The following is a 15,796-nucleotide window of genomic DNA, read 5'->3' as shown; positions in this document are numbered from 1 at the left end:
GTGGCACGGGCGTTGGGGATCCCCGCAGAGTCTCGCGGAGTCTCGGCGCATGCGGCGCCGAAGAGTGGTGATCAGATGGTGGCGGGCGTGCGCGAGGTGGATGCCTCGGCCTGGCCGGCTTCGTCGGTGGATGCCGCGACGTGCGCGATGCGTCGACGCCCGCGCTTGACGGCACCGAACCCGCTCGTGACGCGGTCGAGGATCATCGCGATGATCACGACGGCCAGACCCGCCTCGAATCCGAGGGCGATGTCGGTGCGGCTGAGCGCCTGGATGATGTCCTTGCCCAGGCCGGGCGCGCCGACCATGCTGGCGATCACGGCCATCGACAGGGCGAGCATGATGATCTGGTTGATGCCCGCCATGATCGACGGCATCGCCAGCGGCAGCTGGATCTGGCGCAGGATGCGTCCCGGCGTCGCACCGAACGCGTTGCCGGCTTCGACCACTTCCTGGTCCACGCCGCGGATGCCGAGCTCGGTCAGCCGTACGCCGGGGGCGACGGCGAACAGGATCGTGGCCACCATGCCGGGCACGACCCCGATGCCGAACAGGAAGATCGCCGGGATCAGGTAGACGAACGCCGGCATCGTCTGCAGGAAGTCCAGGATCGGGCGCACGATCTTCGAGACCGTCTGCGAGCGGGCGGCCCAGATGCCCACGGGAATCGCGATCACGACCGCGATGAGCACCGCAACGAGGGTGAGCGCGAGCGTCTGCATCGCGTTCTCCCACTGGTCGACCGCGCCGATCACGAACAGCCCGACGATCGAGCCGACCGCGAGCTTCCAGCCCTTGGCCAGCCACGCGATGGCGGCGACCACGACGATGATCAGCCAGAACGGCGGCGTGGTGAACAGCCACTCGGCGCCGTCGTACAGGCCGCCGAAGATCGTCGCGACGACGTCGAAGAAGCCTCCGAGCACCTCGATGACCCAATTGATGAGCGTCTCGACCCAATCGCCGAGTGGGATGCGGATCATGTCCATCAGCGCTCACCCCCTTCGGCCACGGCCAGCGCGTTCGGAGCGAGCTCGGTCAGCTCCTCGGCCAGCTCGAGCGCCGTGGCCGGCACGATCGAGATCGGCTGGGTCGTGGCGGGCACGTTGCCGAGCGCCGCCAGCAGCGTGATGCGCGGCACCACGCCGATGAGGCGCCCGTCGGCGCCGACGACGGGCAGCGAGACGGGGCTGCCGACGGCGTGCTCCACGACGTCGGTGAGCAGGTCGTCCGCGCCCAGGCGCCGCACACTGTGGTCGGCGATGGCTCGCAGATCGGTGGTTCCGCCCTTGACGGCGCGGATCACGGCGCGGTCGGTGACCACGCCCAGGAGCTTGCGGTTCTCGACCACGAACACTTCGTTGACCTGCTCCTCGCGCATGACGCGCAGCGCGCCGCGGATGCCGGCCGACACCGGCACGGCCAGCGGGCGCTCCATCACCGCGCCCGCGGTGAGCACGCGGGCACGGTCGACGTCCTGCACGAACTGCGCCACGTAGTCGTTCGCCGGGTCCGTCAGGATCTCTTCGGGCGTGCCGTTCTGCACGATCCGGCCGTCGCGCATCACCGCGATGCGGTCACCGAGGAACATCGCCTCGTTCAGGTCGTGGGTGATGAAGACGATCGTGCGCCCGAGCTCCTGCTGCAGCTCGACGAGCTGCTCCTGCAGCTCGCGTCGGATCAGCGGGTCGAGCGCCGAGAACGCCTCGTCCATGAGCAGGATGTCGGTGCCCGCGGCCAGCCCGCGTGCCAGGCCCACACGCTGTTTCATGCCGCCCGACAGCTCGTCGGGCATCGCGTCGACGCGGTCGCCGAGCCCCACCTTGGTGAGGATCTCTCGTGCGCGCTCGCGACGTTCGGCCTTGCCCACGCCCTGGATCTCGAGACCGTAGGCGGCGTTGTCGAGAACGGTGCGGTGCGGCAGCAGCGCGAAGTGCTGGAACACCATCGACATGGAGGTGCGACGGATGCGGCGCAGCTCGGCCGGGTTCGCCGTAGTGACGTTCTCGCCCTTGACGAGCACTTCACCGGCGCTGGGCTGCAGCAGGCCGTTCAGCATGCGGATGATGGTGGACTTGCCGGAGCCGCTCAGGCCCATGATCACGAAGATCTCGCCGGGCTGGACGGTGAAGCTCGCTTCGATCACAGCGGCGGTACCGGCATCCCGCACCTGAGCACGGGTCTCGCCGGCCTTGAGCCGGCGAACGGCGTCTTTGGGATTGCGCCCGAAGACTTTGAAGAGGTTCTTGGCCTCGACAGCGGGTGGGATGGTCACTTGCTTGGCCTCGGCAGTCGCGGCGCGACTGCATTGGTTACGCCCGGGTGACGATCTTCGGCACGCGCTCGGCTCACGTCATCGGGTGCTGAAACGCTTGCGCTGCGGCGACACACATCGGGTCCGTCGCCCAGACCGCCGACCATACGTTCGCGCCAGAACGCCCCCGAGGGGCAGACGACGCGGCCGCGGACTGGTCGTCAGGGCCACGATGGCACATCGTGCCACCCGGAGGCCCTTCTATCGACGTTACGTCAGTCGATAGAAGGATGCAAGCCGGGGCGGGCGTCCGGAGGGCCTCGACGCGGCCCTCGACGGGCTCGCCAGGCCGCGGGACTCAGGCGTCTTCGGCGGCCGCCTCATGGTGGCGGATGACCTCGGCCACGACGAACGCGAACCACTTGTGCGCGAACTCGGGGTCGAGATCGGCCTCTTCGGCCAGACGGCGCAGGCGCGCGACCTGTTGCTCCTCGCGCGCGGGGTCCGAGGGCGGCATCGCGTGCTCGGCCTTCAGCCGCCCCACCTGTTTCGTGCATTTGAACCGCTCGGCGAGCAGGTAGATGAGCGATGCGTCGATGTTGTCGATGCTGCCGCGCAGACGACGCAGGGTCACCATCGGATCTTCGGCGTCGGTCATGACATCCTCCCGGCATCCGTCAGACTGCGTACCGACACTACCGCGCCGCGCCGGACGGGCCGCGTCTATGACGACCGCGCGGGCGGCCGCGGCATCCCGAACCTGCGCGGGTGCGCCAATAGAGTGTGAGCATGACCGACGCCGCACAGCCCGCCGAGGCCGACGCGCCCGAGACGGCGAGCGCATCGGACGTGCCGGCCACCGCGCCCGCCACCGACGCGATCGCCGCCGCCTCGGGCGAAGCACCGCCGTCGCGCACGTTCTGGGCCAGTCTGAACCACCCGTTCGGGGTGGGCTTCTTCCTCACGCTCGGGGCGCTCGTGGCGATCGTGCTGGGGCTTGCGATCTCGAACCTGTCGACCATCATCATCTACGTCGTCCTCGCGCTGTTCTTCGCGCTGGGGCTCGACCCCGTCGTGCGCCTGCTCGAACGACAGAAGGTCACGCGGGTGTGGAGCATCGTGATCGTCTACACGGTGTTCGCCCTGCTCGTCGTGGGCGTGCTGTGGCTGATCATCCCCACCGTCGTCGACCAGATCGGCACGTTCATCAAGGACATCCCGACGATCATCGCAGGCTTCCAGGCGACCGACCTGTACGCGTGGCTGCAGGCGAACCTGGGCGACCAGGTGGGGTCGATCCTGCAGCAGGTCGAGTCGTTCCTGAGCAACCCGGCGAACATCGCCGCGATCGGCGGCGGGGTTGTGAAGGTCGGTGTGACGATCGGCACCACGATCTCGGGACTGATCATCATCCTCGTGCTGAGCCTGTACTTCCTGTCGTCGCTGCCGACGATGAAGGAGTCGTTCACCCGCCTGGCGCCGGCCCGCAACCGCTCGCAGGTCGCGTCGCTCACCGAGCAGATCACGACGTCGATCGGCGGATACCTGGGCGGCATGGTCGTGCTGGCGTTCTTCAACGCGATCGTCGCGTTCATCCTCTACACCGTGCTGCAGCTGCCGTTCCCGCTGCTGATGGCGGTCGTCGCGTTCAGCGTCACGCTGATCCCGCTCGTCGGATCGGTGCTGTTCTGGATCACCGGTTCGCTCGTCGCGCTGCTCTCGAACCCGCTGGCGGCCCTGATCTTCGCGGCGATCTACCTCATCTACATGCAGATCGAGGCGTACGTGCTCACGCCGCGCGTGATGAACAAGGCGGTGTCGGTGCCCGGATCCCTGGTCGTCATCGGCGCGCTCGTCGGCGGCACCCTGGTCGGCCTGCTCGGCGCCCTGGTCGCGATCCCGGTCACCGCCTCGGTACTGCTGATCGTCAAACAGGTCGTCATCCCGAAGCAGGACGCGAAGCTGTAGGCGACGGCAGCGCCGGCTCAGCGCCGGCTCAGTGCACCGGCAGCAGGCAGGTGGGCGAGGGCACGGCGGTGCGGTGACGCACGCGGCCGGGCACGCCCGTGCGCTCGTCGAGCGCGAGCGAGACCACGTCGTGCGATCGCTGCCCGGCCACCAGCAGGGTGTCGCGTTCGATGACGTGGTGGCGCGGCCAGTCCACGCCCGTCTCGACGATCGCGACCGGCTGCACCTGCGAGCCGTCGCCGCGGACGCGCAGCGTCGCCATCGTGTTGGAGCCGCGCACGCCGGCGTAGAGGAAGGCGCCGTCACGGGATGCCGCAAGCTCGGCGGCCGCGTCGCCGGCGAGGAGTCCCGGCCCGAGCGGAGACCCTGCCACCACGCGCCACGCCCCCGAGCGGTCGGGAGCGAGTGCGAACACCTCGAGCGAGAGCTCGGTCACGATGTACAGGTGGCCGCTGGGATGCCACCGCATGTGGCGAGGACCGCTCCCCCGCGGCAGCACGACCTGGCCGACCGCGCGCAGGCCGCCCGCCCCGGGGCGCCAGAACCGCACGAGGTCGAACCCGAGATCGGTCGTGGCGATCAGCCCACCCGGCAGGAACACGGTCTGGTGCGCGCGCGAGACCCGTTCCGCTGCGTCATCCGCCCCGCCCTCGCGGTTGCTCTCGCCCTCGGTCCCGCCCCCGCGCTCGACCCCGCTGTCGCGCTCGGCCCCGCCGTGCGCCCCGCGGTCCGCCCCGCCCTGCGCCCCGCCGTGCGCCCCGCGCTCGACCCCGCCGCCGCCCCCGCGGTCCGCCCCGCCGTGCGCCCCGCGCTCGGCCCCGACCGACCTGCGAGGGTGCACCTGGTCGGCGAGGGGAAGGGAAGCGCCCGCACCCTCGCCGACCAGCTGTACCCTCGCGGGGAAAGCCGGGGTGAGCGAGGTGAGATCGACCGCGCCGGCGAACGGGTCGCGGCCGGCGAACGCGCCGACATCGCCGAACGCGCCAGGATCGGCGAACGGGTCGGTCTCGACGTACGGGTCGGCGGCCGCGGGGGCGAGGGCCGGCGACGACGGCCGGCCCTCGGCATCCAGCGACATGCGCACCACGCGCCCGTCGCCCCAGCACGCGGCGATCAGCGACGCGCCGTCGGGCGCGACCGCCACGTGGCAGACGAGTGAACCCGCCGAGACCGGGGATCCGAGCCGGGTGAAGGATGCCTCGCCCGTCCGCTCGAACGCCTGCACGGCGCCGTCCCCCTCGAGCGCCGCGTAGATCACGTCGAGCGTCGGGTGTGCGGCGAGCCACGACGGCGATCCGCCGGTGGCCGCGGCATCCCCCGCGAACCCGAGCGGTCCGCCGGCCAGCACGTCGTCGGGCGCGCCGGCCAGCAGCACGCCGACTCCGGTGGCAGCGCCGTCCATGTCGGCCGTGTACCCGCCGGTCCAGAACCGCATGTCATGCCTCCGAGGTCGGATGGATGGTGGCGCCTGCGCGTTCCGACTCGCTTCGCTCGCCCAACGGGCGGGGCGAGCGATCAGACCAGGTCGTGCCTCACGACCACGGCGTCGCGCGCGGCGCCCACGCCGATCACCGAGATGCGCGTGTTGCTCATCGCCTCGAGCGCGAGCACATAGTCCTGCGCGGCCTGCGGCAGCTCGTCGAACGAGCGGGCGCCCGAGATGTCTTCGCGCCAGCCCGGCAGGTACTCGTAGATCGGGGTCGCGTGGTGGAAGTCGGTCTGGTTGACCGGCACCTCGTCGAACCGCTGACCGTCGACGTCGTACGCGACGCAGACCGGAATCCGCTCGAGCCCGGTGAGGATGTCGAGCTTGGTCAGCACGAGGTCGGTGATGCCGTTGATCCGGGTCGCGTACCGGGTCACGGGCGCGTCGTACCAGCCCACGCGCCGCGGCCGCCCGGTCGTCGTGCCGAACTCGAAGCCGCGCGAGCGCAGCCAGTCGCCCGACTCGTCGAACAGCTCGGTCGGGAACGGCCCCGAGCCCACGCGCGTCGTGTACGCCTTGACGATGCCGACGATGCGATCGAGCCGGTTCGGACCGACGCCCGAGCCGGTCGCCGCTCCCCCCGCGGTCGCCGACGACGATGTCACGAACGGATACGTGCCGTGGTCGATGTCGAGCATGGTCGCCTGACCGCCCTCGAACACGACGATGTCGCCGGCGTCCAGCGCGTCGTTCAGCAGCTGCGACGTGTCGGCGACCATCGGCCGCAGCCGGTCGGCGTACGACAGCAGGTCTTCGAGCACCTCGTCGCACGAGATCGACCGACGATTGAAGACCTTCACCAGCAGGTGGTTCTTCTGCTCGAGCGCCCCCTCGATCTTCTGCCGCAGGATGTTCTCGTCGAACAGGTCCTGCACGCGGATGCCGACGCGGTTGATCTTGTCGGCGTACGTCGGGCCGATGCCGCGGCCCGTGGTGCCGATCTGCCGCTTGCCGAGGAAGCGCTCGGTCACCTTGTCGAGCGTGCGATGGTACTGCGTGATGATGTGCGCGTTCGCGCTCACCCGCAGGCGCGAGACGTCCACGCCGCGCGCCGACAGGGCCTCGAGCTCGGCGAACAGCACCTCGAGGTCGATCACGACGCCGTTGCCGATCACCGGGTTCACCCCGGGACTCAGGATGCCGCTCGGCAACAGGTGCAGCGCGTACTTCTCCTCGCCGACCACGACGGTGTGACCGGCGTTGTTGCCGCCGTTGAACTTCACCACCCAATCGGTGCGATCGCCGAGCAGGTCGGTGGCCTTGCCCTTCCCCTCATCGCCCCATTGGACTCCGACGATGACGATTCCTGGCATGAGAGGACCCCCGGGTTGTGTGCGAACGGGTTACGCCCCATCCTATCGGGCACGCCGACAGTGACGCGCGTGGATGGGATGCCGCGGCCCGCGCGCGCTGTTCGGCCATCCGGACCGGTCCGCATCGGCTGGGCCGACGAAGCGCAGTGCCGACGGTCATGCGTCGGGTGCGGCATCCCGCACGTTTGTAGACTTGAGCGCATGTCGAAGGTCCTCCAGTCCCTGCCCGTCGGCGAGCGCGTCGGCATCGCCTTCTCGGGGGGTCTTGACACCTCCGTCGCCGTCGCGTGGATGCGCGACAAGGGCGCGATCCCCTGCACGTACACCGGCGACCTCGGCCAGCCCGACGAGACCGACATCGAGGCGATCCCGGGGCGCGCCCTGCAGTACGGCGCCGAGGTGTCGCGCCTGGTCGACTGCAAGCGCGCGCTCGTCGAAGAGGGCTTCGGCGCCCTCGCCTGCGGCGCGTTCCACATCCGCTCGGGCGGGCGCACCTATTTCAATACGACGCCGATCGGCCGCGCCGTCACCGGCACGCTGCTCGTGCGCGCAATGAAAGAGGACGGCGTCGACATCTGGGGCGACGGATCGACCTACAAGGGCAACGACATCGAGCGGTTCTACCGCTACGGCCTGCTCGCGAACCCCGCGCTGCGCATCTACAAGCCGTGGCTCGACCCCGACTTCGTCGGCGAGCTCGGCGGCCGGCAGGAGATGAGCGAATGGCTGGTCGCGCACGGCTTCCCGTACCGCGACTCGGCCGAGAAGGCCTATTCGACCGACGCGAACATCTGGGGCGCGACGCACGAGGCGAAGACGCTCGAGCACCTGGACGTGTCGCTCGAGACCGTCGAGCCGATCATGGGCGTGCGCTTCTGGGACACAGGCGTCCAGATCGCCGCCGAAGACGTCACCGTGACGTTCGACGGCGGGCGGCCCGTGGCCCTGAACAGCGTCTCGTTCGACGACCCGGTCGAGCTGGTGCTGGAGGCGAACCGCATCGGCGGTCGCCACGGGCTGGGCATGAGCGACCAGATCGAGAACCGCATCATCGAAGCCAAGTCGCGCGGCATCTACGAGGCGCCGGGCATGGCACTGCTGTTCATCGCGTACGAACGCCTGGTCAACGGCATCCTGAACGAAGACACCCTGGCCACGTACCACGAGCAGGGCCGTCGACTCGGCCGGCTGATGTACGAGGGGCGCTGGCTCGAGCCGCAGTCGCTCATGCTGCGCGAGTCGATCCAGAAGTGGGTCGGGTCGACGATCTCGGGAACCGTCACGCTGCGGCTGCGGCGCGGCGAGGACTACACGATCCTCGACACGACCGCGCCGAACCTCTCTTATGCACCCGAGAAGCTGTCGATGGAGCGCGTCGGCGACGCCGCCTTCGGCCCGGTCGACCGGATCGGCCAGCTCACGATGCGCAACCTCGACATCGCCGACTCGCGCGGCCGGCTCGAGCAGTACGCCGCGAAGGGCATGATCGGCGGGGCGACCGGCGAGCTGGTCGGCCGGCTCGAGCAGGGCACGGCTGACGAGATCGCCGAGGCCGGCGCCGAGACGCAGCAGGCCGTGGCCGCCGTCGACGAGGCCGTCGAGGGCGCCGCGTTCGACACCGGCACCGACTGACCCGGATCGGCCGGGCCGCGGCATCCACCCCGGCCTTGCCTCGGCAGCACCGGGTTCGGTAGGGGCGGCAGCAGGCTGAGAAATTGCACAGTATTGTGCAGATTGAATGTGCACAGGCGTGTGCAAGTTCTATTCTGGATGTCGTGAGCACACCGCATCCTCCCCGTCGGAAGGACGCCGCGCAGAACCGCGCCGCGATCCTCGTCGCCGCCGTCAGCGTCCTCGCCGACGACCCGCACGCGTCGGTCGACACAATCACGAAGGCGGCCGGGCTCACCCGCCGCGCCTTCTACGGACACTTCGAAGACCGTGACGCCCTGATCACGGCGGTCATCGCCGAGGGCGCCGAGCGCTTCAACGCGATCGCCGCCGCCGTCGACGACGACGATCCGCGCGTCGCCCTCGCGCATCTGGCCGGCGCGCTGTGGGGCGAGGCCGAGCATGTGCACGCCGCCGCGGCGATCGCCCTGAACGACCGTCTCGTGCAGCGGACCGCCGATGCCCTGGCTCCCGTGCGCGCACGGCTCGTGGAGATCTGCGAGCGGGGCGCCGCAAGCGGCGTTCTGCGCCGCGACGTGCCGGCCGCCGTGACGGCGCGGCTGACCGAAGAGGCGGCACGCGGCGTCATCACCCACCTCGATCCGCGGCTCACGCGCGATCACCGGCTCGCGGCCCGCGCCGTGCTGAGCGCCGCCGGCCTCGGATGGGCCGACGTCGACGACCTCATCGACGACGCGGCGGAGGAACGCGCATGAAGATCGAGCTGCGCGACGTGGCGAAGGGTCCGACGCGTGCTCGCGCCCTCGAGCCCGTCTCGGTCGTGTTCGAGACCGGCACAGCTGCGCTCGTCGAAGCCGAGACCGAGCAGCGCCCCGCGGTGCTGGGTCTGATCGCGTCGGGGCGGATGCGACCCGACGCGGGCGTCGTTCTGCTCGACGGCGCCGAGGATGCCCGCGCGGTGCGCGCCCGTACGGCGCTCGTCGACGCGCCCGAGGTCTGCGACCCGGCGCCGAACGTGGCCGTGTCGGGGCTCGTCGAAGAAGAGCTGATGTTCGCCGGCCGCCCCGCTAACCTGCTCTCGGCGCGCCGTTGGCTCGACGAGAACGGGCTCGGACACCTCGCGCGCCTGCCGATCTCGGCCGTCGCCCCGCGCGAGCGCATCGCGCTGCTGCTGGAGCTGACCGCCCTGCGCCGCCGCGTCGAGGCCATGGTGCTCGTCTCGCCCGACCGCCACGGCGGCGATCCCCGCGACTGGTGGGACGTCGTCGAGGGCTTCGCCGCCCGCGGCTACGCAATGCTCGTGGTCGCCGGCCGTGCGTCGGCGACGGTGCTGCAGAATCGGGATGCCTCGGACTCGGCGATCCAGTCGACTCCGTCGCCGACTCCCCCGGCCGAGCAGCCGGCATATGCCGGTGGTGGCATGTCGGCCACGCCTGATTCGACGGTGGAACCGGATGCCGCCGCGGACCCCGCCGAACAGCCGGCAGACGCGACCGACGAGTCCGCCGAGCCCTCGGCGGATGCGACCGACCAGTCCGCCGAGCCCTCGGAATCGACGGTCGGACCGGATGCCGACCGAGATGCCGCGGCTGCGGCATCCACCGGCGACGTTCACGACACCGACGATGCAGCAGACACCGATGACACGGCATCCATCGGCGACACCGTGCCCGCCGCCGGCGACCGGCCCACCGCAGTCGACGCACCCACCCTGGACGAGACCGAGGAGGACGCCCGGTGAAGATCCCGGCGATGATCGCCGCCGAGCTGCGGCGCCTGACCTCGACCAAGATGGCCGTCCTGGCGCTGATCGCGCTCATCGCGGTGCCGATCCTGTACGGCGGTCTCTACCTCTGGGCCAACCAGGACCCGTACGGTCAGTTCAGCGAAGTGCCGGTCGCGCTCGTCGTCGACGATGAGGGCGCGCCGGCCTCGGGCGATCAGCCCGCCGTGAACTACGGCGACCAGGTGGCCGACGAGCTCATCGCAGGCGGGGCGTTCGACTGGCAGCGGATGTCGGCCGCGGCAGCCGCCCATGCGCTGCACGAGGGGCGCGTCGACTTCACGGTCACGCTGCCGAACGACTTCTCGCAATCCCTGACGAGCGTGTCGACCGACGACCCGCACCGGGCGCGCATCGACCTCGAGACCAACGACGCGAACAACTACCTCGCCTCGACGATCGGCGACCAGGCCGTCGAGAAGATCCGCAGCTCGGTCGCGCAGCTCGTCGGACGCGAGGCGGCAGGCCGCATGCTGACGGTGCTGAGCGACATCCGGGGCGGCCTCGTGACCGCTGCCGACGGTGCCGCCAAGCTCACCGACGGGGCCGCCACCGCTCGCGACGGCGCCGGCGCCCTGCACGACGGCGCGTCCCAGCTGGCCACCGGCACGAAGACGCTGGCCAGCGGTGCTCACCGGGTGGCCGACGGCGCGGCGCAGCTGACCGACGGCGCCGCGCGGCTCGCGACCGGTGCACATCAGGTGGCGGACGGCAACCGCAAGATCGCGGGCTACGCCGACGAGGCCGGGCGCGCGGTGCAGGCCGTCACCGACGCACTGCCCACCGCGCGGCGCGACATCGCGACCGTGCTCGCCGAGCAGGGGCTCACCGCGCAGCAGATCGACCGCGTGCTCGCCCGCCTCGACCCGGTCGCCGACAAGGCGCGCGCGGGCGATGCGAAGGTGCAGGCCGCCGTCGGCCAGATCGATCGGCTGGCCGGCGGCGCCGCACAGGTCGCCTCGGGTGCCGACGAGCTCGCCGCGGGCACGAAGCAGGTCGCCTCGGGTGGGTCTCAGGTCGCGAAAGGGGCGGATGCCGCAGCCGCCGGCTCTGCGAAGCTGCGCGACGGCGCGGGCACGCTCGAAGGCGGCCTCGGCACCCTCGAGAACGGCGCGGCGAGCCTGCGCGACGGGCTGAAGGACGGCGTCGCGCAGATCCCGGACTCCACCGCCGGGCTGCGCGACGACCAGGCCAGGACGATCGCCGACCCGGTCGCGATCGAGTCGGGCAAGGTGGCGTCGGCCGCGAACTACGGCGCGGGACTGGCGCCGTTCTTCGCTGCGCTGGCGGGCTGGATCGGCATTTACGCGCTGTTCCTGATCGTCAAGCCGGTCTCGCGTCGGGCGGTCACCGCGCTGCGCAAGCCGATCCGGGTGACGATGGCGGGGTGGCTCACTCCGGCGCTGCTCGGCGGCGTGCAGATGATCGGCCTGTTCGGGGTGCTCGCCCTGGCCCTGGGCTTCGGCTTCGCGAACCCCTGGGGAACGCTCGGTGTGATGGTCGCGGCATCCGTCACGTACGCCGCCATCATCCTCGCCCTCAACGTCTGGCTCGGCTCGGTGGGCCAGTTCCTCGGGCTCGTGCTCATGGTGCTGCAGCTGGTCGTGGCCGGCGGCACGTTCCCCTGGCAGACCCTGCCGGCGCCTCTGATCGGGCTGCACAAGGTGCTGCCGATGGGCTTCGTGGTCGACGCGATGCGCCAGCTCATGTACGGCGGCGACCTGAGCCGGGCAGGATCCGACCTGCTGGTGCTCGCCGCGTGGCTCGTCGGCGCGCTCGTGCTCGCGGCGATCGGGGTGACGCGCATGACGCATCGCAGGACCCTGCGCGACCTGCAGCCGAGCCTCATCGGGTAGGCGTCCCGCGAACCCGCCGCGGTTCGGCCTGCGCGGATGCCGGACGATACGATGCGATGATGTCGGCGCGACCCGAAAGCGCCGCGTCCCCACACCGAAAGAGCTTCGATGTCGAAGAATCCCCCTGCCTCCGACAGCCCCGCGTCTTCTCCCACCGGAGCCGTGACGACGGGCCCAGTGACGGCGGTACGGGCGAGATCCTCGCTCGGCAGGCGGATCGGCATCACGGTGTACAGCGTCCTGGCCGGAATCGTCGTGATCGCGCTGGTTGCCGTGGGGTTCGTCGGGTTCACGGTGCAGCGGTCGTTCCCGACGCTCGACGGCCAGGTCACGGCCCAGGGGCTGCACGGCCGGGTGACGGTGCTGCGCGATGGCCGCGGCATCCCGACCATCACCGCCGGCGACACCCACGACCTGTTCTTCGCGCAGGGGTACGTGCACGCGCAGGACCGCTTCTTCGAGATGGACTTCCGGCGTCACGTGACGGCCGGGCGCCTGTCCGAGCTGTTCGGCGCCTCGCAGCTGGGTACCGACAAGTTCCTGCGCACCCTCGGCTGGCGCGCGGTCGCCGAGAAGGAGGTCGACCTGCTCTCGCCCGATGCGAAGGCGTTCTACCAGGCCTACGCCGACGGGGTGAACGCGTACCTCGCCGGTCACAAGGGCGCCGCGCTGTCGGTCGAGTACGCGATCCTGGGCGTGCAGAATCTCGGCTACACGGTCGAGAGGTGGACGATCGCCGACTCCCTCGCCTGGCTGAAGGCGATGGCCTGGGACCTGCGCTCCAATCTGCTCGAAGAGACCGCGCGCGCCCAGCTCGCCCAGAACTACTCGCAGGAGCAGATCGACGAGCTGTACCCGAAGTACCCGTTCGACAAGAACCCGGTGATCGTGCCGACGCTGTCGACCACGGCGCCCACGGCGAAGTCGCCCACCGACACCGTCGGCACCGCGTCGCTGCAGTGGAAGCAGGTCGGCTCGGTGATCGAGGCCGCCAGCGCTCTCGTCGGCGACGTGGGCGAAGGCGTCGGGTCGAACTCGTGGGTGGTCTCGGGCGATCTCACCGCGTCGGGCAAACCGCTGCTGGCGAACGATCCGCACCTCGGCGCGGCGATGCCGAGCATCTGGTACCAGGCGGATCTGAAGTGCCGCACCGTGTCGGAATCGTGCCCGTTCGACGTCGCCGGGTTCGGGTTCTCGGGCATCCCGGGCGTGATCATCGGGCACAACGCCAAGATCGCGTGGGGGTTCACGAACCTGACCACCGACGTCACCGACCTCTACCTCGAGCGCGTGCAGGGCGACAGGTACTGGCGCGACGGCAAGCTCGTCCCGCTGCAGATCTCGCACGAGACCATCAAGGTCGCGGGCGGCAAGGATGTCGATCTCGAGATCCGCTCGACGAACAACGGGCCGATCATCTCGTCCACGAACGGCGATTTCGCCTCGATCGCCGAGCACCCGTACGTCGGCACCGGCGGGAGCGTCACGGCGCCCGCGAACATGCCCGCCGGCGATACGGCGGTGGCGCTGAAGTGGACGGCGCTGACCCCCGGCACCACGGCCGAGGCGATCTTCACTCTCGACGTGGCGCAGGACTTCGCCGGGTTCCGCGCCGCGGCCGAGCAGTTCGACGTGCCCGCGCAGAACCTGATCTATGCCGATCAGGAGGGCAACATCGGGTACCAGGCGCCCGGCAAGCTGCCGATCCGCGGCGCCGGCGACGGATCGATGCCACAACCCGGCTGGGATTCGAAGTACGACTGGAAGGGCTTCATCCCGTTCGACGAGCTGCCGGTGTCGTACAACCCGGATGCGGGCTACATCGTCACCGCGAACAACGCCGTGGTCGGGGCGGGCTACCCGTACTTCCTCACGAACGACTGGGACTACGGCTGGCGCGCCGCCCGCATCGCCGACCTCATCAAGAGCACGGCGGCCTCGCACAAGCTGACCGTCCAGGACATGCGCGCGATCCAGGCCGACACCGATTTCTGGATCGGCAAGAAGCTCATCACGGCCTACAAGGACATCACCGTCGATGACAAGGACGTGCAGGCGGCGCTCGACCTGTTCAAGATGTGGGACGGCCACGACGATGCGAACTCTGCAGCCGCCGCCTACGCCAACGTCGTGTGGGACGAGCTGGCGCAAGACCTCTTCTCGCGCCGTGAGCACCCTGCGCCCCTCTCGGGCCAGGGACGACTGTTCCTCGTCGTCGACACGCTGCTCGGCAAGCCCGACTCACCGTGGTGGACGAACAAGAACATCGACGTGGCAAGCAAGGACGCCATGCTCGTCAAGGCGGCCACCGACGCCTACCACCGGCTCGTGCGGCTCGAGGGCGACAAGCCCGACCGCTGGACTTGGGGCGGCATCCACACGCTCACGCTCACGAACGCGACGTTCGGATCGAGCGGCATCGCGCCGCTCGAGTGGATGTTCAACCGCGGACCGGTGTCAGTGGGTGGCGGGTCGAGTGTGGTGGATGCCACGGGCTGGGTCATCGGCGAAGGATTCGACGTGAACACCGTCCCGTCGATGCGGATGGTCGTCGACCTGTCGGATCTCGACGCGTCGACCTGGACGAACCTCACCGGTCAGAGCGGACACGCCTTCCACCCGAACTACACCGACCAGATCGACGCATGGCAGCATCTGCAAGGGCTGCCGTGGCCCTTCTCGCCGAAAGCCGTGAAGGCGGCCGCGACCCACACCCTCGTGCTCGAGCCGTAGGTCAGCGCTCGGCGGGCGTGGTCGCCGGCGGGCTCCCCATCATCCCCGGCGGCCAGGCATCGGGAATGCCGCCGCTCGGCGTGGCCGGGATCACACCCTGCAGCGGCGACAGCGACCTCCACCCGTTATCGTCACGCGTCAAGAAGATGACAGATTCCTCATTCTCGACAGCGGCTTCGAAAGGGTCGCCCTCGAGATACGGCTCCTGCCCGGGGCACCCATCCGGGGTCGACACGACGCGGATGCGATCACCCCCGGACCCCTTCGTCCAGTGCTCCACGGACACCGTCCACGCGTGCACCTCGGCTCCCAGGAAGCTGCCGGTACCGTCACGTCGCGCGACGTGCCCGATCACGACGGCATCCGCATGATTCCGGGCCTGTGCAGGGGTATCGACGACTGCCCAGCCGGGGCACGCCGCCGACTGCACGAACGGCCATCCCGCGCAGCCGGGCATGCCGATCACGGCCCCTGTCAGCAGGCCGGCAAGAGCCGTTCCGGTCGCTCTGCGCATGCCCGAAGCATGCCGATTTCACCCCGGATTCCCCCGCGATGCATCTCTGATCGTTATCGAACCGATACGTGTCGCGTCCACGATACGGTCAGGAAGCTCGCACGAACCGTCCAGAAACCGCACCTACGGTGGTCCGGTCCGTTGCCCGGCACCCGAGCCGAGTGGCAGATGTCCCGGTTCGGCCGCGTGGTCGAACGGCTCCAGCAGCCGGCGAGAGCCGGTGCCAGTGCGCGGAACGTTCCCGAACATGCCGTGCG

The 15,796-nt window shown here is 70.1% G+C and carries 12 protein-coding genes; 6 read left to right on the top strand and 6 right to left on the bottom strand.

Going from position 1 to position 15,796, the window contains the following annotated elements; all coding sequences use genetic code 11:
* Positions 1–71 precede the first annotated feature (71 nt).
* The 3 genes from AC3RX0_RS11100 to AC3RX0_RS11090 form a co-directional block, all read right to left on the bottom strand.
* Positions 72–989: an ABC transporter permease gene (locus tag AC3RX0_RS11100; protein ID WP_491506041.1), complete on the bottom strand. Its 918-nt coding sequence runs from the start codon at positions 987–989 to the stop codon at positions 72–74.
* On the bottom strand, positions 989–2,275 hold the full coding sequence (locus AC3RX0_RS11095) for a quaternary amine ABC transporter ATP-binding protein (RefSeq protein WP_491506040.1): 1,287 nt from the start codon (positions 2,273–2,275) through the stop codon (positions 989–991). Before AC3RX0_RS11095 ends, AC3RX0_RS11100 begins: the two co-directional genes overlap by 1 nt.
* A 337-nt stretch (positions 2,276–2,612) precedes the next feature.
* Entirely contained in the window at positions 2,613–2,912 is a 300-nt protein-coding gene (locus tag AC3RX0_RS11090) for a chorismate mutase (RefSeq protein ID WP_491506039.1), read from the bottom strand.
* 131 nt (positions 2,913–3,043) lie between these two features.
* Between AC3RX0_RS11090 and AC3RX0_RS11085 the strand changes: the two genes are divergently transcribed.
* Complete coding sequence (locus AC3RX0_RS11085; protein ID WP_491506038.1) at positions 3,044–4,222, top strand: AI-2E family transporter; 1,179 nt, start codon at positions 3,044–3,046, stop codon at positions 4,220–4,222.
* A 28-nt stretch (positions 4,223–4,250) separates the two neighbouring features.
* On the opposite strand, the gene AC3RX0_RS11080 is transcribed toward AC3RX0_RS11085, so the two are convergent.
* A complete protein-coding gene (locus AC3RX0_RS11080) occupies positions 4,251–5,657 on the bottom strand; it encodes a lactonase family protein (protein WP_491506037.1) in 1,407 nt (468 codons plus the stop codon).
* Positions 5,658–5,737: 80 nt separating this feature from the next.
* Positions 5,738–7,021: an adenylosuccinate synthase gene (locus AC3RX0_RS11075; protein WP_491506036.1), complete on the bottom strand. Its 1,284-nt coding sequence runs from the start codon at positions 7,019–7,021 to the stop codon at positions 5,738–5,740.
* Positions 7,022–7,222: 201 nt separating this feature from the next.
* Here AC3RX0_RS11075 and argG point away from each other — a divergent pair, with 201 nt between their 5' ends.
* The 5 genes from argG (at position 7,223) to AC3RX0_RS11050 (ending at position 15,025) form a co-directional block, all read left to right on the top strand.
* Positions 7,223–8,653 (top strand): argininosuccinate synthase, encoded by a 1,431-nt coding sequence (argG, locus tag AC3RX0_RS11070; RefSeq protein WP_491506035.1) that lies wholly within the window; start codon positions 7,223–7,225, stop codon positions 8,651–8,653.
* 143 nt (positions 8,654–8,796) lie between these two features.
* Positions 8,797–9,408, top strand: a complete 612-nt coding sequence (locus AC3RX0_RS11065) for a TetR/AcrR family transcriptional regulator (protein WP_491506034.1) — start codon at positions 8,797–8,799, stop codon at positions 9,406–9,408.
* Positions 9,405–10,394: a hypothetical protein gene (locus AC3RX0_RS11060; protein WP_491506033.1), complete on the top strand. Its 990-nt coding sequence runs from the start codon at positions 9,405–9,407 to the stop codon at positions 10,392–10,394. The genes AC3RX0_RS11065 and AC3RX0_RS11060 overlap by 4 nt, the downstream gene beginning before the upstream one ends.
* Complete coding sequence (locus tag AC3RX0_RS11055) at positions 10,391–12,292, top strand: YhgE/Pip family protein (protein WP_491506032.1); 1,902 nt, start codon at positions 10,391–10,393, stop codon at positions 12,290–12,292. The genes AC3RX0_RS11060 and AC3RX0_RS11055 overlap by 4 nt, the downstream gene beginning before the upstream one ends.
* A 108-nt stretch (positions 12,293–12,400) precedes the next feature.
* Complete coding sequence (locus AC3RX0_RS11050) at positions 12,401–15,025, top strand: penicillin acylase family protein (RefSeq protein ID WP_498165963.1); 2,625 nt, start codon at positions 12,401–12,403, stop codon at positions 15,023–15,025.
* 1 nt (position 15,026) lies between these two features.
* Here the strand turns inward: AC3RX0_RS11050 and AC3RX0_RS11045 are convergent, their stop codons facing one another.
* Positions 15,027–15,539 (bottom strand): hypothetical protein, encoded by a 513-nt coding sequence (locus AC3RX0_RS11045; RefSeq protein WP_491506030.1) that lies wholly within the window; start codon positions 15,537–15,539, stop codon positions 15,027–15,029.
* Positions 15,540–15,796 lie beyond the last annotated feature (257 nt).

It is taken from the genome of Microbacterium sp. W1-4-2 (genome assembly GCF_058349885.2).
This window is presented reverse-complemented; position numbering and strand designations above follow the sequence as displayed.